This is a genomic window from Rhizobium leguminosarum (assembly GCF_002953715.1).
In the GTDB taxonomy this organism is placed as follows: Bacteria; Pseudomonadota; Alphaproteobacteria; order Rhizobiales; family Rhizobiaceae; genus Rhizobium; species Rhizobium leguminosarum_V.
This window is the reverse complement of sequence record NZ_CP025012.1, coordinates 2,219,300-2,244,211: the sequence shown is the minus strand read 5'-3', so window position 1 is coordinate 2,244,211 and position 24,912 is coordinate 2,219,300. Positions and strand designations below refer to the sequence as shown.

The window sequence follows — 24,912 nt, the reverse complement described above, 5'->3', positions numbered from 1 at the left end:
ATGGCAGGCACGAACAGCGAGCGTCAACTTCTGGCCGAAGGCCCGGCCATCATACTGGTCGAGCCGCAGATGGGCGAGAATATCGGCATGGTGGCGCGCGCCATGGCGAATTTCGGCCTTGCTGAACTGCGCCTCGTCAATCCGCGCGACGGCTGGCCGAACGAGAAAGCCCTGGCGACCGCCTCCAAGGCCGATCACGTGATCGAGGCGACCAAGGTCTACGACACGCTGGAGCAGGCGGTCGCCGACCTCAATTTCGTCTATGCGACGACGGCACGCGAGCGTGATGGCTACAAGCCGGTGCGCTCGCCCATCATCGCCGCCGAGACGCTTCGGGCGAGGTTCCGCGCCGGCGAGGGCACCGGCATCCTTTTCGGGCGCGAGCGCTGGGGGCTGACCAACGAGGAGGTGGCGCTTGCCGACGAGATCGTCACCTTTCCCGTCAATCCGGCCTTTGCGTCGCTGAACATCGCCCAGGCGGTGCTGCTGATGTCCTATGAATGGATGAAATCCGGCATGGAGGATCTCGGCGCCGTGCCCTTCCAGGCGATGGGGCAGACACCTTCGACCAAGGAACAGCTGTTTGGCCTGTTCGACCAGCTGGAAGAGGCGCTCGACGCGCGTGGTTATTTCCATCCTGCCGGGAAAAAGCCGAAAATGATCGACAATCTGCGCGCTGTTCTATCCCGCCGGGCCTTCACGGAGCAGGAAATCAGCGTGTTGCGCGGCGTTATCTCTTCCCTCGACCGCTTCTCGCGCAAGAGCCCGCGCGGCGGCCGGTTCCCGACCGCGACCAAGGAAACACCGCCAGATGACAGCGCCGACGCATGAGCTGAAACCCGTCCTCGTCTTCGATTCCGGCATCGGCGGGCTGACCGTCCTGCGCGAGGCACGCGTGCTGATGCCGGAACGCGGCTTCATCTATGTCGCCGACGATGCCGGCTTTCCCTATGGCGGCTGGGAGGAACAGGCGCTGAAGGAACGCATCATCGGGCTTTTCGGCCGGTTGCTCGCAGAGCACGACCCCGAGGTCTGCATCATCGCCTGCAACACCGCCTTCACGCTTGTTGGTGCCGGTCTGCGCGCCGCCTTTCCCCAGATGACCTTCGTCGGCACAGTGCCGGCGATCAAGCCGGCGGCGGAGCGTACGCGCTCCGGCCTCGTCTCAGTGCTTGCCACCCCCGGCACGGTCAAGCGGGCCTATACGCGCGATCTCATCCAGTCCTTTGCGCAGCAATGCCATGTCCGCCTCGTCGGCTCGGAGAACCTTGCGCGCATGGCAGAGACCTATATTCGCGGTGATGCCGTCTCTGACGACGCCGTGCTTGCCGAAATCGACCAATGCTTCGTCGAGAAGGACGGTCAGAAGACTGATATCGTCGTGCTTGCCTGCACGCACTATCCTTTCATGGCAAACCTCTTCCGCCGGCTTGCGCCCTGGCCGGTCGACTGGCTCGACCCCGCCGAAGCGATCGCGCGGCGCGCCCGCACGCTGGTGCCGCTGGTCGCGGACGCTGTACATCCCGACAATTTCGACTTCGCGGTGCTCACCTCGGGCAATCCCGATTTCGCCACACGGCGGCTGATGCAGGGCTTCGGTTTGAGGGCGTAGCTCGGCGAAGAGATGCCCGATCACGGCGATGGATCAGCTTCTCGGACGATGCCCGGAATTGTCCTGTGGGTTGGTGAAATCTGGTCCTGAAAGACAATGCATTCTTTGATAGACGGAGCGATGCCGTTTCGGAAGAATGGCGCTTCGTTCATGTGAGTCTCTTCGCCGCGAGGATGTGCATTGCAGGTTGGCATCGATATGGGATTGGCGTCCGGCAGCCCGGCGACGCTCGATATCGAGGAGCTGCTGGCGACCCGTCTGCTCGTGCAGGGCAATTCCGGATCGGGCAAGTCACATTTGCTGCGCCGCCTGCTCGAGCAATCGGCGCAATGGGTGCAGCAGGTCATCATCGATCCCGAGGGTGATTTCGTCACGCTTAGCGACAGGTTCGGCCATGTCGTGGTCGACGGCGAGCGGACCGAGGCGGAGCTTGCCGGCATCGCCAACCGCATTCGCCAGCATCGCGTTTCCTGCGTGCTTACGCTCGAAGGTCTCGATCTCGAAGACCAGATGCGCGCTGCCGCCGCCTTCCTCAACGGCATGTTCGATGCCGATCGCGAATACTGGTATCCGGTTCTCGTCGTGGTCGACGAGGCGCAGATGTTTGCGCCGTCGGTCGGCGGCGATGTCTCGGAAGATGCGCGCAAGATGTCGCTCGGCGCGATGACCAACCTGATGTGCCGCGGGCGTAAACGCGGCCTTGCCGGCGTGATCGCGACGCAGCGGCTTGCCAAGCTCGCCAAGAACGTCGCGGCCGAGGCCTCGAACTTCCTGATGGGCCGCACCTTCCTCGATATCGACATGGCGCGCGCCGCCGACCTGCTCGGCATGGACCGGCGCCAGGCCGAGATGTTCCGCGATCTGAAGCGCGGCAATTTCGTCGCTCTCGGACCGGCGCTGTCGCGCCGCCCGCTGCCGATCCAGATCGGTGCGGTGGAGACCTCGGCGCGCTCCTCCAGCCCGAAGCTGATGCCGCTGCCGGATGCGCCGCAGGATGTCGAAGACCTGATCTTCACGCCCGATCCGGAGGAATTCCAGCGCCCGCTGGTGCGCCGCGCCCCGCCGGCGCCGCGGCCGACGACCGATATCCTGGCCGAACTCTCGCGCTCGACGCCGGCAGCGTCAGCCGCGCCAGCCGAGGCGAGGGCGAGCCAGGTGGAAGTCTCCGCCGAAGAGCGGGAGGAGCGCCTTGCCAGCGTGCTGGCCGAGATACTGGACGATCCCACCTCCGCCTTCCGTACCGATTCGGTACTCTACCAGGATTTTCTGGTAAGGCTGCGCATGCGCCGGGTGCCGGGGCCGCCGATCGCGCTGCCGGATTTCCGCCGGCGCGTGGCAATCTCGCGTTCCGGCGTCGATGCGACAACGGCTGCAACCGATGCCTGGGCGACGGCGCTGTCGCTGTCTTCAGGTGTCACCGACGACCTGCAGGGCGTTTTCCTGATGCTCGCCAAGGCCGCTGTCTGCGGTGAGCCGTGTCCGTCGGACGCCCGCATCGCCCGCGCCTACGGCACCCATTCCGCCCGCCGCGCCCGCCGCCTGCTTGGCTATTTCGAGGAGCAGGGTATTATCGTCGTGCACGCCGATTTTTCCGGCAAACGTATCGTCGCTTTCCCTGATATGGACTGCCAGACGGCGCCGGGCGACGCCAACGCACCCGACACGGGCGACCAACCGCTGGCGGCGGAATAGTGGCGCTTTCGGAGTTTGCTGCTGTTGACATTTTCATGACGGGCCTCTAAAGACCGCCGCAAGCACCGGGCAGCAATGCCCGGTGTTTCATTTGACATGTCCCGTGGATCGTTCCTGTTCGCTAACCGGAACATCCTGTCAGGTCTTAGAAAAGACCAGAGGAGGGCGTGTTTCCTTCGTGCGGTTTGGCAACAAACCGTCATAAACCTTTGAAAGGAAATACGATGAGCAAGCGCGAATCGTCCAAGTATAAAATTGACCGCCGTATGGGCGAAAACATCTGGGGCCGTCCGAAGTCCCCGGTGAACCGCCGTGAATACGGCCCGGGCCAGCACGGCCAGCGCCGCAAGGGCAAGCTTTCGGACTTCGGTGTGCAGCTGCGCGCCAAGCAGAAGCTCAAGGGCTACTACGGTGACCTGCGCGAAAAGCAGTTCCGCGCGATCTTCGCCGAAGCCGACCGCCGCAAGGGCGACACGTCTGAAAACCTGATCGGCCTGCTGGAATCGCGCCTCGACGCGATCGTCTATCGTGCCAAGTTCGTTCCGACGGTCTTTGCTGCCCGTCAGTTCGTCAACCATGGCCACGTCTCGGTCAACGGCGTGCGCGTCAACATCGGTTCCTACCGCTGCAAGGCCGGCGACGTCATCGAAGTTCGCGAAAAGTCGAAGCAGCTGGTGATCGTTCTGGAAGCCGTCAGCCTCGCCGAGCGCGACGTTCCCGATTACATCGAAGTCGATCACAACAAGATGGTCGCAACCTTCGGCCGCGTTCCGACACTTAGCGACGTTCCGTTCCCGGTCGTCATGGAACCGCATCTGGTCGTCGAATTCTATTCGCGTTGATGCCTTCGTCTCGCAGTCGAAACCGATTGCGAGACAACAGAATGCGTCGATATACGGAAAGCCGCTCTTTCGAGCGGCTTTTTTGCGATCTGGAGTGAAGCAATGGCAGATTTGCAGGCGACCCTCGATAGCATCTACGCCGATATCCAGCCGCGGATCGGCGAGGGCAAGGTCGCGGATTATATTCCCGAACTCGCCAAGGTCGACCCGAAGCAGTTCGGCATGGCGATCGTCACCGTCGACGGCAGGGTCTACCGTGTCGGCGATGCGGATATCGCCTTCTCGATCCAGAGCATATCGAAGGTCTTCATGCTGACGCTGGCGCTCGGCAAGGTCGGCGAGGGGCTGTGGAAGCGCGTCGGGCGCGAACCCTCCGGATCGGCTTTCAACTCGATCGTCCAGCTCGAGCATGAGGGCGGCATCCCCCGCAACCCCTTCATCAATGCCGGCGCGATCGCCGTCAGCGACGTCGTCATGGCCGGCCATGCGCCGCGCGAGGCAATCGGCGAACTGCTGCGCTTCGTGCGTTATCTGGCCGACGACGAGTCGATCACCATCGACGACAAGGTGGCGCGTTCGGAAACCCAGACAGGATACCGCAATTTCGCGCTTGCCAATTTCATGCGCGCCTACCGCAATCTCGACCATCCCGTCGACCACGTGCTCGGCGTTTATTTCCATCAATGCGCCTTGTCGATGAGCTGCGAGCAGTTGGCCCGCGCCGGGCTGTTCCTGGCGGCGCGCGGGAGCAATCCGACAACCGGCCATTCGGTGGTTTCGCCGAAGCGGGCACGGCGCATCAATGCGCTGATGCTGACCTGCGGCCATTACGACGGTTCGGGCGATTTTGCCTATCATGTCGGCCTGCCCGGCAAGAGCGGTGTCGGCGGCGGCATCTTCGCCGTGGCACCTGGTATTGCCTCGATCGCGGTGTGGTCGCCGGGGCTGAACAAGGTCGGCAATTCGCAGCTCGGCGCCGCGGCGCTGGAAATGCTCGCAGCGCGCACCGGCTGGTCGGTTTTCGGCGATTGACGCTGTGTTGCCAAGCGGCTTTCTGCTAGAGCAAGTGTGGAATTTCTGTAGGACGAAGCAATGAATATCGCAGCCAATATCGCCGACGAGTTGGAGAGTGGCGAGGCCGATAGCAGCGGCCATGCGCTGTTTGCCGATGCGCCGCTTTCCGTCTCCTTCAACAAGCTGCGCAAGCGCCTGCTGCGGCAGGTGCGTCAGGCCTTCGACGATTTCGACATGCTGAAGGGCCAAAAGCGCTGGCTAGTCGGCCTTTCCGGCGGCAAGGATTCTTACGGGCTGCTGGCGCTGCTGCTCGATCTCAAATGGCGCGGCCTGCTGCCGGTCGAACTGATCGCCTGCAATCTCGACCAGGGCCAGCCGAACTTCCCGAAGCACGTGCTGCCGGATTATCTCACCAAAATCGGCGTTCAGCACCGGATCGAATATCGCGACACCTATTCGATCGTGAAGGAGAAGGTGCCGGAGGGGGCGACCTATTGTTCGCTCTGTTCGCGGCTGCGCCGCGGCAATCTCTATCGAGTGGCGCGCGAAGAGGGTTGCGATGCGCTGGTGCTCGGCCACCACCGCGAGGACATTCTTGAAACCTTCTTCATGAATTTCTTCCATGGCGGGCGGCTTGCCTCGATGCCGGCGAAGCTTCTGAACGACGAGGGTGATCTGATGGTGCTCCGGCCGCTCGCCTATGCCGCTGAGGACGATCTCGCGAAATTCGCCGCCGCCATGCAGTTTCCGATCATTCCCTGTGATCTCTGCGGCTCGCAGGACGGGCTGCAGCGCAATGCGATGAAGGACATGCTCGCCGATATCGAGCGGCGCATGCCGGGCCGCAAGGATACGATGCTGCGGGCGCTTTCGCATGTGAACCCGTCGCATCTGCTCGACCCGAAACTCTTCGACTTTTCCACCCTTGGTGTCACCGATCCTTCATGAAAGGCCGGCTATGGAGGCGGGCTATTGAATGAAGGCAGGATTTCGCATGATTATTTCAGACCAGGATATTCTCTTTCTCGGCGATTGCGTCAGGGAGGCGGCGCGCGCCGAGATCATGCCGCGTTTCCGCAATCTCGGCGCTGCCGATGTTTCGGAGAAGACTTCGGCAATCGATCTGGTGACGCAGGCGGACGTACTTGCCGAACACCGGATCACCGCGGCGCTGAGAGAGCGCTTTCCTGCAGCACTCGTCGTCGGCGAGGAGGCTTATGACGCCGACCGGTCCGTCGTGCCGGCACTTGCCGATGCTGAGCTCGCCTTCGTCATTGACCCTGTCGACGGGACGTTCAATTTCGCCGCCGGGCTTCCCGTCTTCGGGACGATGCTGGCAGTGACGATCAAGGGCGAGACGGTCGCCGGCATCATTCACGATCCCGTTCTCGGCGACACAGTGACCGCGATCAGGGGGGCAGGCGCCTTTCTGACACGTCGGGACGGGCAGTCGACAAAGCTGAAGGTTGCTGAGCCTGCTAGCCTGAACCAGATGGTCGGCGGCCTGTCATGGAGCCACATGGACGAACCGGATCGCGCGCGTATCTGCGCCAACATGGCGAAGATCCGGATGACCTTTGCCTTCAACTGCTCGGCCTACGAATATTGGATGGTCGCCTCCGGCAAGATGCATTTCATCGGCCATGCGAAGCTGATGCCCTGGGATCACCTGGCCGGCGTGCTGGCGCATCAGGAGGCCGGCGGCCATACGGCGAAATTCGACGGCACGCCCTATCGCCCCGGCGAGACGACGGGTGGCATCATTTCCGCGCCCGACCGGGAGAGCTGGCAGCTCATCCGGCGCGAGATCGTCGGCATCTGATTCAAGGTTCTCCCGAGAGACCTAAGCGTGAGGATTTGACATGACTTCGACTGTTGACGTGACCGTTCTGGCCGATCTGCTGCGCCGCGCGGCGAAGGCAGAGATCCTGCCGCGCTTCCGCCGGCTTGGTCAGGACGACGTGCGCGCCAAGAGCGAGGCTACCGATCTCGTCACCGAGGCCGATGAGCAGGCCGAGCGGATGATCAAGGCGGAAGCTCAGCGGCTCTGGCCGAGCGCGCTGTTCCTTGGCGAAGAATCGGTCGCGGCCGATCCTGATTTGCTCGGCAGCCTCGAACATGCCGATCTTGCGATCGTCGTCGATCCGGTCGACGGCACGTTCAATTTTGCCGCCGGCATCCCGGCCTTCGGCGTCATGGCCTCTGTCATATCAGGCGGCGAGACGGTTGCCGGTATCATCTACGATCCGATGGGCGACGACTGGGTGATGGCGGAAAAGGGCGGCGGCGCCTGGCTGCGGCGGCCGGACGGCGGCGCCGAGCGGCTCTCGGTCGCAGCGCCCGTGGGGCTGGAGCATATGGTCGGCATGGCCTCGACCGGCTACCTGCCGAAGGAGAAGCGCGCCGAAGTGCTCGGCAATCTTGCCAAGGTGCGCTTCCTCACCAATTACCGCTGTGCGGCCCACGAATACCGCACCTTTGCCGGCGGCCATGTGCATTACCTCATGTACAACAAGCTGATGCCCTGGGATCACCTTGCCGGCACGCTGATCTCGCAGGAGGCAGGCGCCTATGCAGCGCGCTTCGACGGCTCGCCCTACCTGCCGCATCACCTCGATGGCGGGCTGCTGATTACCCCCGACAAGGCCTCCTGGGAGGTGCTGCGGCGTGAGGTGTTCACGGTCTGAACACTCGCGTTTAAGCGTAGAGCTTTTCCGTGAGCGATCAAATCACTGCAGCGCTCACGCTATAGCATCTCAAGAATATGTCCCCACGCGAGTCGTCCCAATTTGGCGTCGGCCTCGTCACTTCCACCATGAGCGCGCAGCGATGATCGGGAAGTCGTTTCGCCCGGCAGCAGAATGCGATGGCCCGCATCTTCTCCCAACACAAGCTGGGTGGACAAACCAAAACCTGCGCGCCTCCGAACAAGTGAAGCGGCAAATTTGTCTGATGGCCAGAGCGCGTCATCGCATCCTGCTACGAGCAGAATTTCGGCATTCGTTCTCTCCAAAGGGATAGCCGCTGCGTCGATCTCAGACTCGTGCACGTGAAGGCATCGTTCGAACAGGGCCCGATAGGCGACCAGCTCGTCTCTGTATTCCTGCACCCATTCTGGGTCCGACGAAACAAAAGGAAGCGGTGTGCCTCGCAATGTCCACGACGAGCGTTCCGGCCAGCTGATGCCATCAAGCCCTGGACCAATATTTCCCCAGACGACTGACGAGGGGCTCATCGCGACGACCGCGCTGATGCGCGGATCGTATACGGCCGTGAGCAGTGCAGCTTCGGCGCCTTTCGATGTCCCCACCAGGACGATGCGTTTACAGGCAAGCCCCACCAGGTAGTCCGTGGCAGAGAAAAACGTTTCCAGCGGCACCTCGCAAATGCCTGGCACCTGGCCTTCGCCGCCGAACCAGCGAAGCGCTATGACTGTTGCTCCCTGGCTCGCGAACAGCCTGGCACGGGCCACATCCACCCGGCCACTGGAGCCGCCGAGCACTACGACGCCGGTGCTGGCATCCGGTTTGACCTGAAACATCTCGCCCTGCAATGGCGGGGGGAGACGTTGATATTCTGCATCCAAAACCAGGCTCCTTCTTCCAGGGGCATCCAGATTTAGGAACGTGCCGAGTTGCCATCTAATGCAATGCCGCCGCGGATCAACCGCTCCGGCAGATTTCCCATTTCAGAAGTGGGCAGCACCCGGATCGAGCTGCGGGCTGTCTCCGGGATGAGTGAAGAGCTTGCCGTTCTCAGCCCAGAGGGTGGCTGCGATCGTCACCGCGCCGAAGAGGGCGAATCCGCCGAAGAGCGGTTGCACCGTGCCGTTAAACATCTGGCCGACCAGGCCACCGAGGATGGCCCCGGCCGTCGTCGAGACGAAGCCGGTTATGGCGGTCGCCGTGCCGGCGAGATTGCCCATCGGTTCGAGGCTGATGGCGGTGAAATTGGTGGCGATCACGGCAAACATCATCAACACGATAGTGAAGATGCCGTAGGCGATGGCGAAATCCGGCTTGCCGGCCAGCGAATAGAAAAAGCCGGCGGCCGACAGCGCCGTGAAGATCAGCAGGGCGGCGTGCGAGATGCGGCGCATGCCGAATTTGCGCACGAAGAAACCGTTGGCGAAATTGGCGACGGCGATGCCGCCGGCAGTCGCCGCAAAGGCGATTGGCAGCCAGTCGCCAAGGCCGTAGACCTCGCCGAAGACCTGCTGCACCGAGATCACATAGGCGCTGATGACGCCGGTGAACATGGTGAGGCCGATCATGTAGCCGCAGGTGATGCGGTTGGTGAGCACAGTCTTGAAACCGTCCACGACAGAGCCGAACGAAAGCGGCAGCCGCTCTTCCGGCGGCAGTGATTCCTTCAACCGCAGAAGAGCCCAGACGAACAGGATGGTGGCAATGATGCCGAGCAGGATGAAGATCCAATGCCAGTTGGCATAGAGGATGATGAGTTGGCCGACGGAGGGCGCAACGATCGGCACGATCATGAAGACGATCATGACATAGGACATCACGCGGGCCATTTCTCGGCCGCCGAAGCAGTCGCGGACGATGGCCATGGTGGTGATGCGCACCGCCGCGCCGCCCACACCCTGAACGAAACGCATGACCAGCAGCATTTCGAAGCTGCCGGTTGCTGCCGCGGCAAACATTCCGACAATGTAGCAGGCCATGCCGCCGAGCAGGATGTTGCGGCGGCCGAACGTATCCGAAAGGCTGCCGAAGAAGATCTGCGAGACGCCGAAGCCTAGGAAGAACACGCCGATGATGAGCTGGGCGTCGTTGGTATTGGTGACGCCGAGGGAATGGCCGATATTGGGCAATGCCGGCAGCATGCTGTCGATCGCCATGGCGATGCTGGCGGTCATGATGGCGATGGTGATGATGAATTCGCCAAAGCCCATGCCGATGCGGCGAGAGCCCTGGTTCTCCTGGTGCAGTTTATGCGGCGGCGTCATGTGGTGAATCCTGGATGCGAATGAGGCCGGCCGTTCAGACGGCAGGGTTCTGCGATTGGAAGAGGCGGCCCTTCTCGGCGATCAGCACGAAGACGAGCCCGATGATCGACACGGTGAAATAACCGGCGACCATCGGCAGCGCCGTGCCGTCGAAGGCCTGGCCGATGCCGGCGCCGATGATGGCGCCGCCGACTGTGCTCATGAAGCCGAGGACGGAAGAGGCAGTGCCGGCGACGTGGCCGAGCGGCTCCATGGCGAGCGAATTGAAGTTCGAGCCGATCCAACCGAACTGGAACATGGCAAGGCCGAAGAAGGAGATGAACAGAGCGAAGGGCATCGGCTCGGTGCTCGCCATCTGGACGATCAACCAGACGGTGTTGATGGCGATGAAGCCGATGAGCGAGCCGTGCGACAGCCGGCGCATGCCGAGCTTGCCGACGAAGCGTGAATTGAAGAAGGACGACAGCGACATGAAGATCGCCACGCCGGCGAAGGCGAAGGGGAAATAGACGCCGAGATCGTAGATGCCGACATAGACCTGCTGGGCCGAATTGATGAAGCCGAACAGCGCGCCGAAGATGAAGGTGCTGGCAATGGTGTAGCAGAGCGCGACGCGATTGGTCAGCACCAGCTTGAAGGCGCCGAAGATCGAGCGGGCGGTAAATGGGCGGACATTCTGCGGATGCAGGGTTTCCGGCAGACGGAGATAGGCCCAGACGGCGATAGCAGTCGCCATGGTGGCGATAAAAAGGAAGATCAGGTGCCAGTTGCCGAAAAACATGACGATCTGGCCAGTACCGGGCGCGATGACCGGTACGATCATGAAGACCATCATGATCAGCGACATGACTTCGGCCATCTGCCGGCCGCCATAGATATCGCGAACGATGGACACAGTGATGACGCGGGTTGCGGCTGAGCCGACGCCCTGGATGAAACGCAGCACCAGCAAGCCGGCGAAGGAGGGGACGAAGACGATGCCGATGGCGGAAACGATATAGATGACGAGACCGATCAGAAGCGGCGTGCGGCGGCCGAAACGGTCGGAGAGCGGGCCGTAGAACAGCTGGGCACAGCCGAAGCCGAGCAGATAGGTGGAGACGACGAACTGCCGGTGATTCTCGCTCTCGACGCCGAGGCTCGCGCCGATCTGCTGCAAGGCAGGAAGCATGATGTCGATCGCCAGCGAGTTGACGGCCATCAGGAAGGCGGCAAGCGCGATGAATTCTCGCTTGCCCATGGGCAGGCGGCCCGCGGACACGGCTTGTGATGAATCTGTCACAATGAAATTCCCATAAACAGGTCAAGGCGCTGCTGGCCGCAGCGCCTCGAACTCAAGAAACAGATTTGGAAACCGGGCGGACGTCCGGTGACCGGTCAGGAGGCGGCGCGCACCGCGATGCCATTTTCCTGGAGATGCTGCTGCAGTTCACCAGCCTGGAACATTTCCCGGACGATGTCGCAACCGCCGACGAACTCACCCTTTATGTAAAGCTGCGGGATTGTCGGCCAGTTGGAATATTCCTTGATGCCCTGGCGGATTTCCGAATCGGCGAGCACGTTGACGCTCTTGTACTCGACGCCGATGTAATCAAGAATTTGCACGACCTGGCCGGAGAAACCGCACTGCGGAAACTGCGGCGTGCCCTTCATGAAGAGGACGACGTCGTTGGTCTTGATTTCGTTGCCGATGAATTCGTGAATGCCGCTCATGGGACCTAATCCTTTCAACAGGCGGGTTAAAGGCCCACCGTTTCAATCGTTGCCTTTAGATAGCATGCGACGGCAGGAATTCCAGCTGCCCGAACCAAAAAAAGACCAGTTCGCGCAAGCCGTTGCCGGGGTTGTTGCCGTCGCGTTACGGTCGAATGGCGAGATAGGTCTGAATCTGTTCGATTTCGACATCGGTGAAATGGCTGAAATTCCATTGTGAAACCTGTGTCATCACGCCGAGATCGCGGCCGCCGACACCCTTGCCAGTGCGCAGCAACGTCTTGAAATCGGCAGCCGAATAGGATTGCGCCAGAGGCTTAAGCGCCGGCGCCAGAAAGCCTTCCGACTGCTTTGCCGTATCGAGATTATGACAGTGGCTGCAATCGGTCCTGAAGGCGTATTCGCCGATATCGGCCGGACGCGCTGCGGCAGGGGTGATGATGGCAGGCACCAGATCGGCCTCGAAGGGGATCTTGTCGAGCGCCAGCCCGATTCGCCCGAGCGGTCCCCATTGCGTCGTTCCGGCCACCGCATCGGGAAGCTGCTTCAAACTGCGCATCCACGCAATGATCGCCGCCATATCGTCATCGGCAATATTGGCGAAGTTGCTTGCCGGCATGATGAAGGCGCCGGTGCCGTCCTTCTTGACGCCATGGCGGATGAGGCGCACGAGTTCAGCATCGCTGTACATGGGCACGAAGCGGGTCAGGTTCGGCGCGACGATGCGGCCGACGCCCGGCTCGTCGATGAGCACGTTGCCGGCATCGTGATGACAGCCGCTGCACATCAGCGTGCGGGCGCGACGTTCGGCTTCTTCGGCAGACAGCGTTGTCTTGACGGTGAAATCGGCAAGAGCAACGTCGTAGGTCCTGGAAAGGCGCATCTCCGACAGGGCGTAGACGCCGGCAACGGCGATGAGACAGATCGCGACGATGGCCGCGAGAATGATTTTCAAAATGCGCATCATCGGTTCATGCCCTCATGAGCGCCGCAGAATTCGTCCGAAACCGCTCACATTTGATCGTGCCTTAGCTGCGTCGCTGGCGGCTGCGGCCAGCGGCGGTGCGGCGCTTGCTGACCTGTTTGCGGGCGGGCTTAGGCTTGGCCGAGGTCGTCTTGCGCGCAACCTTCGTCGTCGCGGCGGGGCGTGTCTTGCGCCTCCTGCGCTTCGTCGTGGCGCGGCCGGTGGTTTTTTTCAGGATCTCCTTCAACACGCTGTCGACGACGCCTGATATCAATTCTTTGACTAGGTCGGCCACAAAACCCCTCCGTTCGTGATGGAAACGACATGGGTGCTATTGAATTCCGGAAGAGTTCGGTTAGCAAGACGGCTTCGAGACCATCGCTGCTTTTTGCCCCTATCAGCGGCGCAGCAGCCGGATCGCACCAACATGCCGGTCATTCGTCCGGCCGGAAGAGTGGAATGAAACTGATCGAGAAGCGGGTCGTCCTGCATTTCACGGGCTTCGAGCCGCTCGACGGCGTTGCCCACAGGGCACGCTACGAGCGTTCGGCCAGGCAGAGTGCCGCCGTCTGGGGCTATTCGGTTGAAACGGGGGCGCCGGAGGCGGGACGTGATCCCCTCAGTTTCGTGGTCACGACGGGCGAACGGGACGCCGACAAAGCGGCGGCCGGGGAAGGGACCGGTTCACCGGGCTGGCAGACGAAGAGCCGGATCCACATGGTCGATCATGATGCGCTGGTAAGCAGGCTGCGCGGCGGCAACACGCTGAGCCAGATCATGGCAGGCTTCCGAAGCTGCGCCGAGATCATGCTCGAAGGCGGCATGCGGGGATATTTCCGCCACGCCTGGCGCTTCGGCCTGTTCTTCCTCTTCCCGTTCCTGCTGACGGCGCTGGCGATCGCGCTGACGGCGCAGATCGCCATCATGCCCTTTGCTCTTGGCTTTTCGCCGTGGCACATGCTCTGGAGCGGGCCGCTGGCGCTCTGTTTCTTCATCTTCGCCTTCCTGCCGTTTTCCGAACGCTTCCACACGCTGCACCTCTTCGCCGATTGGGCAATGGCGGTGGCGCTCGGCCGCATGGACCGGACAGATTTCAACGACTGGCTGAAAGACCGGGCCGCTGCCGTGCGCAAGGCGCTTGACGAAGAGGCGGATGAATATGTGATCTCCTCGCACAGCATGGGATCGAGCGTTGCCGCCCATGTCATCGGCATATTGCTGGAAAGGGAGCCGGAGATCTTCAAGGGCAAGCGTGTGGTGTTTGCCACACTCGGCAGCGCCATCCTGCAATGCGCGCTCATGTCATCGGCAACACTGCTTCGCGCCCGTGTCGGGCTGATCGCCCGCTGTCCAGAGATTTCCTGGCTCGACGTGCAGTGCCTGACGGATTCGATCAATTTCTACAAGGTGCCAGTCGTTGCCGTCTCCGGCCATACGGATGCGCCCGAGGCGAAGATGATCCTGATCCGCGTCAAGCAAATGCTGACGCGCGAGCACTACCGCAAGATCCGCAAAGACCAGCTTCGCGTCCACCGGCAATATGTGCTTGGCCCTGATCTAAAGGCGTCGTTTGATTTCACGCTGATGACCGCGGGGCCGATGCCGGCCTCGGTCTTTGCCAATCCCGACGAAAAGAGAATGCCCGGCTGAGGGCCGGGCATCGTCATCGGGATTACGTCGGGCTCTATTCCGGCGCGGAGGTCTGCAACGCCAGCGCGTGCAGTATGCCGCCCATATTGCCCTTCAGCGCCTCGTAGACCATCTGGTGCTGCTGCACGCGGCTCTTGCCGCGGAAGGCTTCGGCGACGACTTCGGCGGCGTAGTGATCGCCGTCGCCCGCCAGATCGCGGATCGTCACCTTGGCACCGGGAATCCCAGCCTTGATCATGTCTTCGATATCGCCGGGTTTCATGGCCATGATCGTTACTCCTTGCGCATCATTCCGCAGCAAGTTCGCCGCGGCCTTCCATGAAATCAGGGAACCACGATTCATGGGCATCGCGCAATTGCTGAATCGGCAGCGAGATGAGATCGCCGACGATCAGCACCGTTCCCCCGACTGTGCCGAGGCGGCGGAAGGGAACGCCGCCACCTTCTGCATTGACGCAGACGAAATCGGCGACATCGGCAGGCAACGTCAGGACGTAGCGCGCCTGATCCTCGCCGAAGAGCAGCGCATGCGGCGCACCCTTGCCTTCGCTCAGATCAATCGTCAGGCCTTTGCCGGAGGCCATCGCCATTTCGGCGAGCGCCACGGCAAGGCCGCCAGAGGAGATGTCATGGCAGGCGGTCGCCTGGCCGTTGCGGATGACGGAGCGAACGAAATCGCCGTTGCGGCGCTCGGCAAAAAGATCCACCTCCGGCGCCGGACCTTCGCGGCTGGAAAGCACGTCGCGGAGATAGACGGACTGGCCGAGATGGCTGCCGTCGACGCCGATCATGATGACCTTATCGCCATCGTTGGCAGCGCCGATGCGGGCCATCTTGCGCCAGTCCGGCAGCAGGCCGACGCCTGCGATCGTCGGGGTTGGCAGGATGGCGACGCCATTGGTCTCATTGTAGAGCGAGACGTTGCCGGAGACGATCGGGAAGTCGAGCGCGCGGCATGCCTCGCCGATGCCCTTCACCGCCTGAACGAACTGGCCCATGATCTCGGGCTTTTCGGGATTGCCGAAGTTGAGGTTGTCGGTGGCGGCGAGCGGTTCGGCGCCTGTCGCTGTGATGTTGCGCCAGCATTCGGCGACCGCCTGCTTGCCGCCTTCGAACGGATCTGCCTCGACATAACGCGGGGTGACGTCGGAAGAGAAGGCGAGCGCCTTGGAGGGATGGCCGTCGACGCGCACGACGCCGGCATCGCCGCCCGGAAGCTGCAGTGAATTGCCCTGGATCAGTGTGTCGTATTGCTCATAGACCCAGCGGCGGCTCGACTGGTTGGCGGAGCCGACGAGTTGCAGCAGCGCCTGGCCGTAATCCTTCGGTGCGGCGACGAGGTTTGCGGGCAGGGGGCCATGCTTGCCGGATTCGCGCCAGGGGCGGTCATATTCCGGCGCCTGGTCGCCGAGATCCTTGATCGGCAGGTTGGCGACTTCCTCGCCCTGATGCATGACGCGGAAGCGCAGATCGTCGGTCGTCTTGCCGACGATGGCGAAATCGAGGCCCCACTTGACGAAGATTGCCTTGGCTTCCTCTTCCTTCTCCGGCTGCAGCACCATGAGCATGCGCTCCTGGCTTTCCGACAACATCATTTCGTAGGCCGTCATTCTCTCTTCGCGCACCGGCACCTTGTCGAGCTCGAGCAGGATGCCGAGATCGCCCTTGGCGCCCATTTCGACGGCCGAGCAGGTGAGGCCGGCTGCACCCATATCCTGGATGGCGATGACGGCGCCGGTCTTCATCAGCTCGAGGCAGGCTTCCAGCAGGCACTTCTCGGTGAAGGGGTCGCCGACCTGAACGGTCGGGCGCTTCTCCTCGATCGATTCGTCGAATTCGGCCGATGCCATCGTCGCACCGCCGACGCCGTCGCGGCCGGTCTTGGCGCCGAGATAGACGACCGGAAGACCGACGCCCTTGGCTTCGGACAGGAAGATGGCGTTGGATTTCGCGATACCGGCGGCAAAGGCGTTGACGAGGATGTTGCCGTTGTAGCGGGCGTCGAACTCGACTTCGCCGCCGACCGTCGGCACGCCGAAGGAATTGCCGTAGCCGCCGACGCCGGAGACGACGCCGGAGACGAGATGGCGGGTCTTCGGATGATCCGGCTCGCCGAAGCGCAGGGCGTTCATCGCGGCAATCGGGCGCGCACCCATGGTGAAGACGTCGCGCAGGATGCCGCCGACGCCGGTCGCAGCCCCCTGATAGGGTTCGATATAGGAGGGGTGGTTGTGGCTCTCCATCTTGAAGACGACGCAATCGCCGTCATCGATGTCGACCACGCCGGCATTTTCACCTGGGCCCTGGATGACGCGCGGCCCCTTGGTCGGCAACGTGCGCAACCATTTCTTCGAGGATTTGTAGGAGCAGTGCTCGTTCCACATGGCCGAGAAGATGCCGAGCTCGGTGAAGGTCGGTTCGCGGCCGATCAGATCCAGAATACGCTGGTACTCGTCCGGCTTCAGGCCATGGCTTGCAATGAGTTCCGGCGTGACCGGGATGGTGTTTGGAATGGTCATGAGCTCTCGAAAGTCCCTGCCGTTGCGCGTTTTCCGCTCTTTAGCCTATGTAGGGACGGCGCGCGACAGGAAAATGCCCGCCGTCAACAGCGGGCAGGCAACTTCTTCCTTACGATGAAAAGTGGTCGCTGCTAGAATTTGTAGCCGATCTGCAGACCGGCGCGCGTCATGCCGTCGTTCGGCCCGTCGCAGAGATTGGCATGCGAGGAGTGGGCGATCTGGGCCATGACGTTCCAGTGGGCGTTGAAACGATAGCCGGCGCCCAGATATTCGTGGAAGAGGACGCGACAGCCGAGTTCCGGGCCGTCATCATCGCCCTCGAGATCGCCGGTGTGAATGACGCCGCCGAAGCCGGCTTCGGCAAAAAGCTTCTCGTTGAAATCCACCGTCCAGGTGAAGCCGGTGAAGAACTGGCTGGCCTCGCCTGACGTGCCGATCGAGGTACCGAGATGCACACGGGGATGCAGCAGCTGTTGCTGCCAGCCGACCGCCGTATCGTAGCCGAAGGGATCGAAGAGAGCGGTAATCTCCGGAAAGACGCCGTCTTCTCTGGAATGGCCCGATTGTACCGAGGTCGAGACGCCGAAGCGCAATTCATCGAATATCTGTTCGCCGGCAGTTGCCGAGCCGGCCATTGTCGGCATGCCGACCACCACTGCCACTGACGCAATACCCAACAAGCGCAGAGCGACCCTTCCGAAGTCGATCCTCATCTGCTGTCCTTATGATTCCGTATCACCCGGCGGAATGACAAAGAGCTAACACAAAGGTCCGATTCGCGACGTATTCGGGGGCAGGCCCAGGCATTTTTTTCGATTTATGACGTGTATTTGCAACAGGTCATATTTCACCGTCATAGGCGGAACCGCCGTTTTCCAATAGCCGGCGCAGGATCATCAGACCGGAGACCAGCTCCTGCCCTGTCTTCGGCGAGGAAAAACCGATGCGAACGCGATGATAGGGTCTTTCCCCGCGCGCCGCCTTGAACTCGTCCTCGTCGTCGACGAGCACGCCGTCGCGGAAGGCGGCATTCTTGAAGGTGCCGGACATCCAGGGCTCCGGCAGTTTCAGCCAGAGGAAGGGCGCGTGTATGTGCGATTGGAAATCGAAGCCCTGCAGCTGCTCGCGGGCGAGACGGACGCGCCGGGAGAGTTCCTCAACACTTGCCCTGCGGATCTCGTGCGCGGCGCCGCTTTCGACGAGGCGCGCACAGGTTTCTGCCAGGATGAAGGGCAGGCCGCCGGTGATCATCCTGTGCGTCACCTTGATGCGCTGGGCAAAATGCGGCGGGCAGGCGACCCAGCCGCCGCGCACGCCGGCGGCGACCGATTTCGACAGGCCGTTGACGAGGAAGGTGCGATCGGGCGCAATCGAGGCTAGCAGCGGTGTATCGTCGTCGGCCATGCCGCCGTAGAGGTCGTCCTCGATCAGCCAGACACTGTGTTTCCTGGCGATTGCGGCGATGGCCACGCGCCGCTCATAGGGCATGATCGCCAGCGTCGGATTGTGAACGGTCGGCATCAGGAAGGCGATCTTTGGATGCTGCTGCTGGCAGAGCCGCTCGAAATCCTCGGGGATCACGCCGAGCTCATCGGAATCGACCGTCAGCGTGCGGCGTCCGAGAAGGCGGGCGCTGCGGCTGACCTGGGTATAGGTGAGATCCTCGAAGACGATCTTGTCGCCCGGCGCCGAAACGGCGGCGATAACGGCGATTGCCGCCGCATGAGCGCCGAGCGTCGGTACGATGTTTTCGACCTCCGGCGTCCAGCCGCTGCGAGCAAGCCAGAGGCGACCGGCCTCGAACCAGTTGCGCGGGAAACTGCGGGAATAGGAGGAGATTTCGGAAAGATGCTGCTCGCCGATCTCGGCGAGGATGCCTGCGATGATCTTGCCCTGGCCGAGATCGGGCGCGGCTGTCGTGTCGAAGCGGATCTTGTCCGCCGGCGCATCCTGGACGCGGGTGCCGCCGAGCGACACGGTCAGCGGATCGATCTGCTCGCCGGGCGGCGTCTCCGAGCGGTTCAGCACATAGGTGCCGCGCCCCACTTCGCCGGCGACCAGACCGCGCTCATGCACCAGCGCATAGGCGCGGCCGATCGTGCCGATCGTCACGCCGATATCGTAGGCAAGGTTGCGCTGCGGCGGCAGCTTGCTGCCGGCGGGCAGGGCGCCGCTTGATATGGCGGATTCGATGCTGTCGGCGAGCCGGAGATAGACCGGCCCGGAACCGCGGGAAATATCAGGAAGCCAATTTGTCATGGTGACAATTGTATATATTGGCACATTGTATCGGTCAAGCGTATGAGTCAATTCCAATGGCAAGCCGAGAGGATTCCTGGAATGTCTGCCTTACCCGAGATCAAAATGCCGATTGTACCGATTGTCTCTTACGAGGACAGGAGGCAGATCATCCTCCCCGTCGCGGCCGCCGAGGAGACGACGCGTTTGGAGCAAATCTGGGCCGCGGTTCTTCTTTGGCATCAGAAGCGGGAAGGCCGGCGCGCGCTGAGGGGCCTGACGGCGACCGAGCTCAAGGATATCGGAGTGTCACAGTCCGACGCGGCGCGCGAAGTCAGCAAGTCGTTCTTTTGGGACTGAAACGTGCCTTCGGAACTGACCGGGTCGATCAGCTGCAGGCTTTGTTGCCTGTCGACCAACGATTGACGTCGGCGGCGATGCGGCCGGCGACCGGTTCCTGCATCATCGGACCGAAGGCCTGAAGGCGCGACGGGCTTCCCTCGGCCTGAACGACGAGCAGTGGCCGGCTTTCCGGGCTGCCCTTGTGGACAAGCAAGATGCGCGGCCGGCCGGAGAAGGAATTGAGTTCCGGCGCGAGCTTGTAAGCAGCAAAAGCCGGATCGCCCGATTTGAACCAGCAGGCATTGGCGCCGAGCGCCACGCGTTCCATCGTCGGCAGTGCGGCGCGGTTCGGGCCTGTCGCCGGCGCCGGCGTCTGGCAGGCTGCGACCATGGCTGCAAGAGCGGTCAACAGGGCGGCGTTTGCGAGGCGAGGGCGCATCGATCTTGCTCCAGATCCGGATGAGAGGATTTTGAGTGCTGAGGTCAGGCGGCGATGACGTCGAGCGCGGAGGCAAACAGGCCACGGCCGTCCGAACCGCCATGGGCGGCCTCGATCAGGTTCTCGGGATGCGGCATCATGCCGAGCACATTGCCCTTTTCATTCATGACGGCGGCGATATCGTTGATCGAGCCATTCGGATTGGTGCCCTCGGCATAACGGAACACCACCTGGCCATTGCCTTCGATTGCAGCCAGCGTCGCTTCGTCGGCGAAATAATTGCCGTCGTGATGGGCGACCGGGCAGCGGATGACCTGACCCTGCGCATAAGCGCGGGTGAAATCCGTCTCGGCATTGACGACTTCGAGCTTGATCTCGCGGCAGACGAATTTCAGCGAGGAATTGCGCATCAGCGCGCCGGGCAGCAGGCCGGCCTCGACGAGGATCTGGAAGCCGTTGCAGACGCCGAGCACCTTCACACCTTTTGCAGCCTTGTCGATAATCGCCTGCATGACCGGCATGCGGGCGGCGATCGCACCGCAGCGCAGATAGTCGCCATAGGAAAAGCCGCCGGGAATGACGATCAGATCGACATCGGGGATCTCAGTTTCCGTCTGCCAGATCGTCACCGGTGGTTGGCCGGAGATCTTGGTCAAGGCGGCGATCATGTCGCGGTCGCGGTTGAGGCCCGGAAGTTGAACGACGGCTGATTTCATGGGGTCCCTGCGTTTCGCGAAAGATATTGAACTGGAACGCTTTCGGCGAGCCATACTCCATTGTCGGAGACAAAGAAAGAATGACCCTCCGAAAACATGCGGGCCGCATCCACACGCAGGATGAGATGTTCACCCTTGCGGCGCACTGCGACGATTTTCGCCGTTTCGACATCTGCCGACAGATGAACGTGGTGCCGTTGCATCTTCTTCAAGCCTTCGCGCTCGATCGACTGCCAGTTCGTCAGAGACGTGCCGTGAAAAAGAGCGGCGGGCGGTTCGACCTGGTTCAATGCGAGATCGACCTCGACGCTATGACCTTGGTTTGCGCGAATTCTGTTATCGGCGAGCGTGAAGCGCTTCTTTGGATTGTTTTCGACAATCTCGATGATCTCGGCGCGGGAAACGTCGTATTTCGACGACAACGCTTTTTCGAGTTCGTCGAACGACACCCAACCCTCGCTATCAAGCGTCAAGCCCGCAGATTCCGGCGCATGACGCAAAACATAGCTCATATATTTCGAGACTTCCGTCTCCAGCTTTGCTTTCATCATGACGCCAAATCCTCAAAGTCCGCCAGACGACGGGTCTGTGATCATCAGTCGATCGCGATTGCGTAGTTCTCGATCACCGTGTTGGCGAGGAGTTTTTCGCACATGGCCTTGAGGTCGGCCTCGGCCTTGCCCTTGTCGGCGCCTTCCAGCTCCAGGTCGAAGACCTTGCCCTGTCTTATATGGCCGACGCCCGAGAAGCCGAGGGCGCCAAGCGCACCCTCGATAGCCTTGCCCTGCGGATCGAGAACGCCGTTTTTCAGCGTGACGGTGACACGAGCCTTGATCACTTTGTCTTTCCTGCCTTACTTGACGAGAACCGGGCCGGTGCCGCGCACGGGCTCGTTTTCATTGATGATGCCGAGACGGCGTGCAACTTCGGAATAGGCTTCGAGCAACCCGCCGAGGTCGCGGCGGAAGCGGTCCTTGTCCATCTTCTCGTGGGTTTCGATATCCCAGAGCCGGCAGCTATCCGGCGAGATTTCGTCGGCGAGGATGATGCGCATCATATCGCCTTCGAAGAGGCGGCCGCATTCGATCTTGAAATCGACGAGCTGGATGCCGACGCCGAGGAAGAGGCCGGTCATGAAGTCGTTGACGCGGATGGCAAGCGCCATGATGTCATCGAGTTCGGCGGGGTTTGCCCAGCCGAAGGCGGTGATGTGCTCTTCGGAGACCATCGGATCGTCGAGCGCGTCGGACTTGTAATAGAATTCGATGATCGAGCGCGGCAGCACGACGCCTTCGTCGATGCCGAGGCGCTTGGCGAGAGAACCGGCCGCGACATTGCGCACGACGATCTCCAGCGGGATCATCTCCACTTCCTTGATCAACTGCTCGCGCATGTTGAGCCGGCGGATGAAATGAGTGGGGATGCCGATCTTGTTCAGATGGCTGAAAATATACTCGGAAATGCGGTTGTTGAGGACGCCCTTGCCATCGATGACTTCGTGTTTCTTCTTGTTGAAGGCAGTGGCATCGTCCTTGAAGAACTGGATCAAAGTGCCCGGTTCCGGGCCCTCATACAGAATCTTTGCCTTGCCCTCGTAGATACGGCGGCGACGGTTCATCGTGGTCATTCTCTGTTGTTGGCGCTCTTGGGATAGCGCGAGTGGATCGATCTCGTGGCGTCCCCTTAAAGGAAAAGAGAGGGTTTCACAATCCGCCTGTCGCTCCTTCCCTGGTTTCCGGATTTCACGGCCCTGGTTTCCAATTTTACGGAATACCGCCAAGAGAATCGAATGAATTCGCAAGACAAGTCTAGCGCCTTTTCCTCTACGGTGGAATGAAGGCGAAATGGCGAGCCGCTTATGCAGGTTTTTATTTGGCGGCTCTGCTTCGCAGCGCGCGACGAAGCTGCGTCTGCAAGGCGCGAGCGGCGATTTCCCCGTGGCGCCAGCTTCCGGCGCGGATAAAGGAGGGGATCTGCATGGCCGGCATCGGCCGGGCGAGCGCGAAGCCCTGCAGTGTGTCACAGTCGAGTTCTTCGAGAATGCGGATATGATCCACCGTCTCGACGCCCTCGGCGATGACGAGGATGTTCAGCGAGCGGCCGATATCGATGATCGAGCCGACCAGTTTGCGCTGCTCGGACGATTGCGGCAGCATGCGGATCAGTTCGCGGTCGATCTTCAACGTTTTCGGGCTCAATCGCAGCAGGCTGACGATCGAAGCATGGCCGGTGCCGAAATCGTCGATCTGGATGTCGATGCCGAGCTTGCGCAGCTTTTTCAGGTTGGCGGCCACCGCCTCGTCGCAATCGTCGAGCGAGATCGATTCCAGCAACTCGAAGGAGATGGTGCCGGGCTCGATCTTCAAGGCCCGGAGCTTCTTGCCGAGATCGGGGTCGGCGAGCCGCCTGGCGGAGACGTTGACCGATATCTTCGGGATCGACAGCCCGTCCTTGATCCAGACGCTGCGGTCGGCCAGCGCTCGCTCCAGGATCAAGGCGTCGATGGTCGAGACGACGTCGAGATCCTCGGCGATATCGAGGAAGCGGTCGGGCGTCAGCAGCCCGTGCACCGGGTGCTGCCAGCGGGCAAGCGTTTCAATGCCTGCGACATCGAGCGTGCGTGCATCGAACTGCAGCTGATAGAAAGGCACGAATTCATTGCGCTCGAGGCCGATCAGGATCTCGTCGGCGAGGTGCTTGGCGGAGATGATGTCGCGGCGGGCAGAGGCCGAGAAGAATTCGAAGCGGTTGCGGCCCAGGCCCTTGGCCCGATAAAGCGCGATATCGGCGTCGAGCAGCATCTGCTTGGCGTCGAGCGTCGATCCGCTATCGATGGCGATGCCGATGCTGGCGCCGAAACGGCAATCGTGCCCCTCATATCTGACGGGTTTGCGCAATTCGCGGATGACACGTTCGGCAAGGCCGGCGATCTTCTTCGACGCGGGATCGACGGCGCAGAGTATGACGAATTCATCGCCGCCAATGCGGGCGACGAAATCGGCGGCGCGGACGGAATTTCTCAGCACGCTTGCGACATGCTGCAGCATGGCGTCGCCGGCCCGGTGGCCGAGCGTGTCGTTGATCTGCTTGAAGCGGTCGAGATCGATATGCAGGATCGCCATCGCCATGCCCTTGGCCCGGCATTCGGCCGCACGCTCGTCCAGCATCTTGTCGAGATAGCGGCGGTTCGGCAGGCCGGTGAGATAGTCGTGCAGCGCCAGGTGCTCGATGCTCTCTTTGGCGGCTTCGAGCTCGCGGTTGCGCGCTTCGGCTAGATCCTTGGCGCGCCGCAGCTCGTTGCGGAGCGCGACTTCCTCGGTGACGTCCCAGTTGGCGCCGATCAGCTTGCGGTGGCCGTTGCCGTCGATGAAGAAGGCCGAGCGGGCGCGGATGACACGTTCGACGCCGTCGCCGCGAATGATGCGGTATTCCTGCTGGAAATCACTGCCGCTTTCGACGCTACGGTCGGACAAGCCAAGGACGCGCTCGCGGTCGTCGGGATGCAGGCTTTTCGCCCAGGCGTCGCTGGCGATCTGGCGTGAGGCGCCCTGCAGCCCGTAAATGGCAATGAGGCGGTCGTCCCATTCGACGGTATCATGCTCGATATCGGCCTCGAAGACGCCGATGCGGGAAATCTCCAGCGCCAGATCGAGTCGGCGCGACAAACGCGACAGCGTCTCCTCGGCCTGCTTGCGGGCGGTGATATCGGTATCCGTGCCGACGATGCGCGTCGGCACGCCATTCTCATCCCATTCCACACAGGCGCCGCGACACTCGATCCAGACCCACTGGCCATCCTTATGGCGCTCGCGATATTCGAAGATCTGGTAATTGGGATCGCCGGCGTTCTGCCGGTCGATCGCATGGACGACGAAATCGCGATCATCGGGATGGACCAGCTGCAGCCAGGCGTCGTAATCGCCGGCTGCTTCCTCGTCGGGCGCCATGCCGCGGATGGTTTTCCACGTCTGCGAGTAGTATTTCCGGTCGAGACGGTAGTTGTGATCCCATACGCCAAGGCCCGAGCCGACGAGCGCATGGTTCCAGCGGCTCTCCCGCTCTGCCAGTTCGGAATCGTCGGTCGCCCCATTGCCGATACCTGCCTCAGCCGCTGCGACATCGCCATGCGGATCACCGGCCTCTGAATGGGCTTTCTTCACGGGCATTCTCGCTTATCTCACCTTGGTGCAGTCTGCGGTCAT

General features: G+C 61.8%; 26 protein-coding genes. 10 read left to right on the top strand and 16 right to left on the bottom strand.

What is annotated here, in order from left to right; genetic code table 11:
• From CUJ84_RS11370 to CUJ84_RS11335, 8 genes are all read left to right on the top strand, one after another.
• Positions 1 to 831, top strand: a complete 831-nt coding sequence (locus CUJ84_RS11370) for an RNA methyltransferase (RefSeq protein ID WP_105006282.1) — start codon at positions 1 to 3, stop codon at positions 829 to 831.
• Positions 812 to 1,612, top strand: a complete 801-nt coding sequence (murI, locus tag CUJ84_RS11365; protein WP_105006281.1) for a glutamate racemase — start codon at positions 812 to 814, stop codon at positions 1,610 to 1,612. The genes CUJ84_RS11370 and murI overlap by 20 nt, the downstream gene beginning before the upstream one ends.
• Positions 1,613 to 1,792: 180 nt before the next feature.
• Entirely contained in the window at positions 1,793 to 3,304 is a 1,512-nt protein-coding gene (locus CUJ84_RS11360; protein WP_105006280.1) for an ATP-binding protein, read from the top strand.
• 224 nt (positions 3,305 to 3,528) lie between these two features.
• Positions 3,529 to 4,146, top strand: a complete 618-nt coding sequence (gene rpsD / locus CUJ84_RS11355) for a 30S ribosomal protein S4 (protein ID WP_003540107.1) — start codon at positions 3,529 to 3,531, stop codon at positions 4,144 to 4,146.
• Between the two features lie 102 nt (positions 4,147 to 4,248).
• The gene (locus CUJ84_RS11350) at positions 4,249 to 5,178 is read left to right on the top strand and encodes a glutaminase (protein WP_105006279.1); all 930 of its coding nucleotides are present in this window, start codon (positions 4,249 to 4,251) and stop codon (positions 5,176 to 5,178) included.
• A gap of 60 nt (positions 5,179 to 5,238) precedes the next feature.
• The gene (gene ttcA, locus CUJ84_RS11345; protein WP_105006278.1) at positions 5,239 to 6,108 is read left to right on the top strand and encodes a tRNA 2-thiocytidine(32) synthetase TtcA; all 870 of its coding nucleotides are present in this window, start codon (positions 5,239 to 5,241) and stop codon (positions 6,106 to 6,108) included.
• A gap of 46 nt (positions 6,109 to 6,154) precedes the next feature.
• Entirely contained in the window at positions 6,155 to 6,982 is an 828-nt protein-coding gene (locus tag CUJ84_RS11340; protein ID WP_105008157.1) for an inositol monophosphatase family protein, read from the top strand.
• A gap of 40 nt (positions 6,983 to 7,022) precedes the next feature.
• Positions 7,023 to 7,847 carry an inositol monophosphatase family protein gene (locus CUJ84_RS11335; RefSeq protein WP_105006277.1) on the top strand — a complete coding sequence of 275 codons (825 nt, stop codon included), beginning with the start codon at positions 7,023 to 7,025 and terminating at the stop codon, positions 7,845 to 7,847.
• A 59-nt stretch (positions 7,848 to 7,906) separates the two neighbouring features.
• Here the strand turns inward: CUJ84_RS11335 and CUJ84_RS11330 are convergent, their stop codons facing one another.
• From CUJ84_RS11330 to CUJ84_RS11305, 6 genes are all read right to left on the bottom strand, one after another.
• Positions 7,907 to 8,746, bottom strand: coding sequence for an acyl-CoA thioester hydrolase/BAAT C-terminal domain-containing protein (locus CUJ84_RS11330; protein ID WP_105006276.1), 840 nt, complete (start codon positions 8,744 to 8,746; stop codon positions 7,907 to 7,909).
• 102 nt (positions 8,747 to 8,848) lie between these two features.
• Positions 8,849 to 10,129 carry a multidrug effflux MFS transporter gene (locus CUJ84_RS11325; protein WP_105006275.1) on the bottom strand — a complete coding sequence of 427 codons (1,281 nt, stop codon included), beginning with the start codon at positions 10,127 to 10,129 and terminating at the stop codon, positions 8,849 to 8,851.
• Positions 10,130 to 10,163: 34 nt separating this feature from the next.
• The gene (locus CUJ84_RS11320) at positions 10,164 to 11,369 is read right to left on the bottom strand and encodes a multidrug effflux MFS transporter (protein ID WP_042954305.1); all 1,206 of its coding nucleotides are present in this window, start codon (positions 11,367 to 11,369) and stop codon (positions 10,164 to 10,166) included.
• A 137-nt stretch (positions 11,370 to 11,506) separates the two neighbouring features.
• On the bottom strand, positions 11,507 to 11,842 hold the full coding sequence (gene grxD, locus CUJ84_RS11315; RefSeq protein WP_105006274.1) for a Grx4 family monothiol glutaredoxin: 336 nt from the start codon (positions 11,840 to 11,842) through the stop codon (positions 11,507 to 11,509).
• 145 nt (positions 11,843 to 11,987) lie between these two features.
• The gene (locus CUJ84_RS11310; RefSeq protein ID WP_105006273.1) at positions 11,988 to 12,809 is read right to left on the bottom strand and encodes a c-type cytochrome; all 822 of its coding nucleotides are present in this window, start codon (positions 12,807 to 12,809) and stop codon (positions 11,988 to 11,990) included.
• Between the two features lie 61 nt (positions 12,810 to 12,870).
• A complete protein-coding gene (locus CUJ84_RS11305) occupies positions 12,871 to 13,101 on the bottom strand; it encodes a hypothetical protein (protein ID WP_027684531.1) in 231 nt (76 codons plus the stop codon).
• Between the two features lie 164 nt (positions 13,102 to 13,265).
• On the opposite strand from CUJ84_RS11305, the gene CUJ84_RS11300 reads away from it, so the two are divergent.
• Complete coding sequence (locus CUJ84_RS11300; RefSeq protein WP_105006272.1) at positions 13,266 to 14,456, top strand: hypothetical protein; 1,191 nt, start codon at positions 13,266 to 13,268, stop codon at positions 14,454 to 14,456.
• A gap of 34 nt (positions 14,457 to 14,490) precedes the next feature.
• On the opposite strand, the gene CUJ84_RS11295 is transcribed toward CUJ84_RS11300, so the two are convergent.
• The 4 genes from CUJ84_RS11295 to CUJ84_RS11280 form a co-directional block, all read right to left on the bottom strand.
• Complete coding sequence (locus tag CUJ84_RS11295; protein ID WP_003579540.1) at positions 14,491 to 14,724, bottom strand: BolA/IbaG family iron-sulfur metabolism protein; 234 nt, start codon at positions 14,722 to 14,724, stop codon at positions 14,491 to 14,493.
• A gap of 19 nt (positions 14,725 to 14,743) precedes the next feature.
• On the bottom strand, positions 14,744 to 16,975 hold the full coding sequence (gene purL / locus CUJ84_RS11290; protein ID WP_105006271.1) for a phosphoribosylformylglycinamidine synthase subunit PurL: 2,232 nt from the start codon (positions 16,973 to 16,975) through the stop codon (positions 14,744 to 14,746).
• Between the two features lie 131 nt (positions 16,976 to 17,106).
• Complete coding sequence (locus tag CUJ84_RS11285; protein WP_027684534.1) at positions 17,107 to 17,688, bottom strand: acyloxyacyl hydrolase; 582 nt, start codon at positions 17,686 to 17,688, stop codon at positions 17,107 to 17,109.
• Positions 17,689 to 17,815: 127 nt separating this feature from the next.
• Positions 17,816 to 19,234, bottom strand: a complete 1,419-nt coding sequence (locus CUJ84_RS11280) for a PLP-dependent aminotransferase family protein (RefSeq protein WP_105006270.1) — start codon at positions 19,232 to 19,234, stop codon at positions 17,816 to 17,818.
• Between the two features lie 81 nt (positions 19,235 to 19,315).
• Between CUJ84_RS11280 and CUJ84_RS11275 the strand changes: the two genes are divergently transcribed.
• Complete coding sequence (locus CUJ84_RS11275) at positions 19,316 to 19,573, top strand: DUF1127 domain-containing protein (RefSeq protein WP_105006269.1); 258 nt, start codon at positions 19,316 to 19,318, stop codon at positions 19,571 to 19,573.
• A gap of 28 nt (positions 19,574 to 19,601) precedes the next feature.
• On the opposite strand, the gene CUJ84_RS11270 is transcribed toward CUJ84_RS11275, so the two are convergent.
• From CUJ84_RS11270 to CUJ84_RS11245, 6 genes are all read right to left on the bottom strand, one after another.
• Positions 19,602 to 19,994, bottom strand: coding sequence for a hypothetical protein (locus CUJ84_RS11270; RefSeq protein WP_105006268.1), 393 nt, complete (start codon positions 19,992 to 19,994; stop codon positions 19,602 to 19,604).
• Positions 19,995 to 20,038: 44 nt separating this feature from the next.
• On the bottom strand, positions 20,039 to 20,710 hold the full coding sequence (gene purQ / locus CUJ84_RS11265; protein WP_105006267.1) for a phosphoribosylformylglycinamidine synthase subunit PurQ: 672 nt from the start codon (positions 20,708 to 20,710) through the stop codon (positions 20,039 to 20,041).
• Positions 20,707 to 21,261: an RNA 2'-phosphotransferase gene (locus tag CUJ84_RS11260; RefSeq protein WP_105006266.1), complete on the bottom strand. Its 555-nt coding sequence runs from the start codon at positions 21,259 to 21,261 to the stop codon at positions 20,707 to 20,709. Before CUJ84_RS11260 ends, purQ begins: the two co-directional genes overlap by 4 nt.
• Before the next feature lie 44 nt (positions 21,262 to 21,305).
• Entirely contained in the window at positions 21,306 to 21,548 is a 243-nt protein-coding gene (gene purS / locus CUJ84_RS11255; RefSeq protein ID WP_018072257.1) for a phosphoribosylformylglycinamidine synthase subunit PurS, read from the bottom strand.
• 15 nt (positions 21,549 to 21,563) lie between these two features.
• Positions 21,564 to 22,328, bottom strand: a complete 765-nt coding sequence (gene purC / locus CUJ84_RS11250) for a phosphoribosylaminoimidazolesuccinocarboxamide synthase (protein WP_018242191.1) — start codon at positions 22,326 to 22,328, stop codon at positions 21,564 to 21,566.
• A gap of 250 nt (positions 22,329 to 22,578) precedes the next feature.
• Complete coding sequence (locus CUJ84_RS11245) at positions 22,579 to 24,876, bottom strand: bifunctional diguanylate cyclase/phosphodiesterase (RefSeq protein WP_105006265.1); 2,298 nt, start codon at positions 24,874 to 24,876, stop codon at positions 22,579 to 22,581.
• Between the last annotated feature and the right edge of the window lie 36 nt (positions 24,877 to 24,912).

What these genes read in the sequence shown, in the direction of transcription:
- murI (WP_105006281.1), top strand. Translation starts at nt 812, where the DNA reads ATGACAGCGCCGACGCATGAGCTGAAACCCGTCCTCGTCTTCGATTCC.
- CUJ84_RS11275 (WP_105006269.1), top strand. Translation starts at nt 19,316, where the DNA reads ATGTCTGCCTTACCCGAGATCAAAATGCCGATTGTACCGATTGTCTCT.
- CUJ84_RS11260 (WP_105006266.1), bottom strand. Translation starts at nt 21,261, where the DNA reads ATGATGAAAGCAAAGCTGGAGACGGAAGTCTCGAAATATATGAGCTAT.
- CUJ84_RS11300 (WP_105006272.1), top strand. Translation starts at nt 13,266, where the DNA reads ATGAAACTGATCGAGAAGCGGGTCGTCCTGCATTTCACGGGCTTCGAG.
- rpsD (WP_003540107.1), top strand. Translation starts at nt 3,529, where the DNA reads ATGAGCAAGCGCGAATCGTCCAAGTATAAAATTGACCGCCGTATGGGC.
- CUJ84_RS11280 (WP_105006270.1), bottom strand. Translation starts at nt 19,234, where the DNA reads ATGACAAATTGGCTTCCTGATATTTCCCGCGGTTCCGGGCCGGTCTAT.
- CUJ84_RS11295 (WP_003579540.1), bottom strand. Translation starts at nt 14,724, where the DNA reads ATGGCCATGAAACCCGGCGATATCGAAGACATGATCAAGGCTGGGATT.
- CUJ84_RS11340 (WP_105008157.1), top strand. Translation starts at nt 6,155, where the DNA reads ATGATTATTTCAGACCAGGATATTCTCTTTCTCGGCGATTGCGTCAGG.
- CUJ84_RS11320 (WP_042954305.1), bottom strand. Translation starts at nt 11,369, where the DNA reads ATGGGCAAGCGAGAATTCATCGCGCTTGCCGCCTTCCTGATGGCCGTC.
- ttcA (WP_105006278.1), top strand. Translation starts at nt 5,239, where the DNA reads ATGAATATCGCAGCCAATATCGCCGACGAGTTGGAGAGTGGCGAGGCC.
- CUJ84_RS11350 (WP_105006279.1), top strand. Translation starts at nt 4,249, where the DNA reads ATGGCAGATTTGCAGGCGACCCTCGATAGCATCTACGCCGATATCCAG.
- grxD (WP_105006274.1), bottom strand. Translation starts at nt 11,842, where the DNA reads ATGAGCGGCATTCACGAATTCATCGGCAACGAAATCAAGACCAACGAC.
- CUJ84_RS11270 (WP_105006268.1), bottom strand. Translation starts at nt 19,994, where the DNA reads ATGCGCCCTCGCCTCGCAAACGCCGCCCTGTTGACCGCTCTTGCAGCC.
- purL (WP_105006271.1), bottom strand. Translation starts at nt 16,975, where the DNA reads ATGACCATTCCAAACACCATCCCGGTCACGCCGGAACTCATTGCAAGC.
- CUJ84_RS11335 (WP_105006277.1), top strand. Translation starts at nt 7,023, where the DNA reads ATGACTTCGACTGTTGACGTGACCGTTCTGGCCGATCTGCTGCGCCGC.
- CUJ84_RS11245 (WP_105006265.1), bottom strand. Translation starts at nt 24,876, where the DNA reads ATGCCCGTGAAGAAAGCCCATTCAGAGGCCGGTGATCCGCATGGCGAT.
- CUJ84_RS11370 (WP_105006282.1), top strand. Translation starts at nt 1, where the DNA reads ATGGCAGGCACGAACAGCGAGCGTCAACTTCTGGCCGAAGGCCCGGCC.
- CUJ84_RS11325 (WP_105006275.1), bottom strand. Translation starts at nt 10,129, where the DNA reads ATGACGCCGCCGCATAAACTGCACCAGGAGAACCAGGGCTCTCGCCGC.
- CUJ84_RS11310 (WP_105006273.1), bottom strand. Translation starts at nt 12,809, where the DNA reads ATGATGCGCATTTTGAAAATCATTCTCGCGGCCATCGTCGCGATCTGT.
- CUJ84_RS11285 (WP_027684534.1), bottom strand. Translation starts at nt 17,688, where the DNA reads ATGAGGATCGACTTCGGAAGGGTCGCTCTGCGCTTGTTGGGTATTGCG.
- purQ (WP_105006267.1), bottom strand. Translation starts at nt 20,710, where the DNA reads ATGAAATCAGCCGTCGTTCAACTTCCGGGCCTCAACCGCGACCGCGAC.
- purC (WP_018242191.1), bottom strand. Translation starts at nt 22,328, where the DNA reads ATGAACCGTCGCCGCCGTATCTACGAGGGCAAGGCAAAGATTCTGTAT.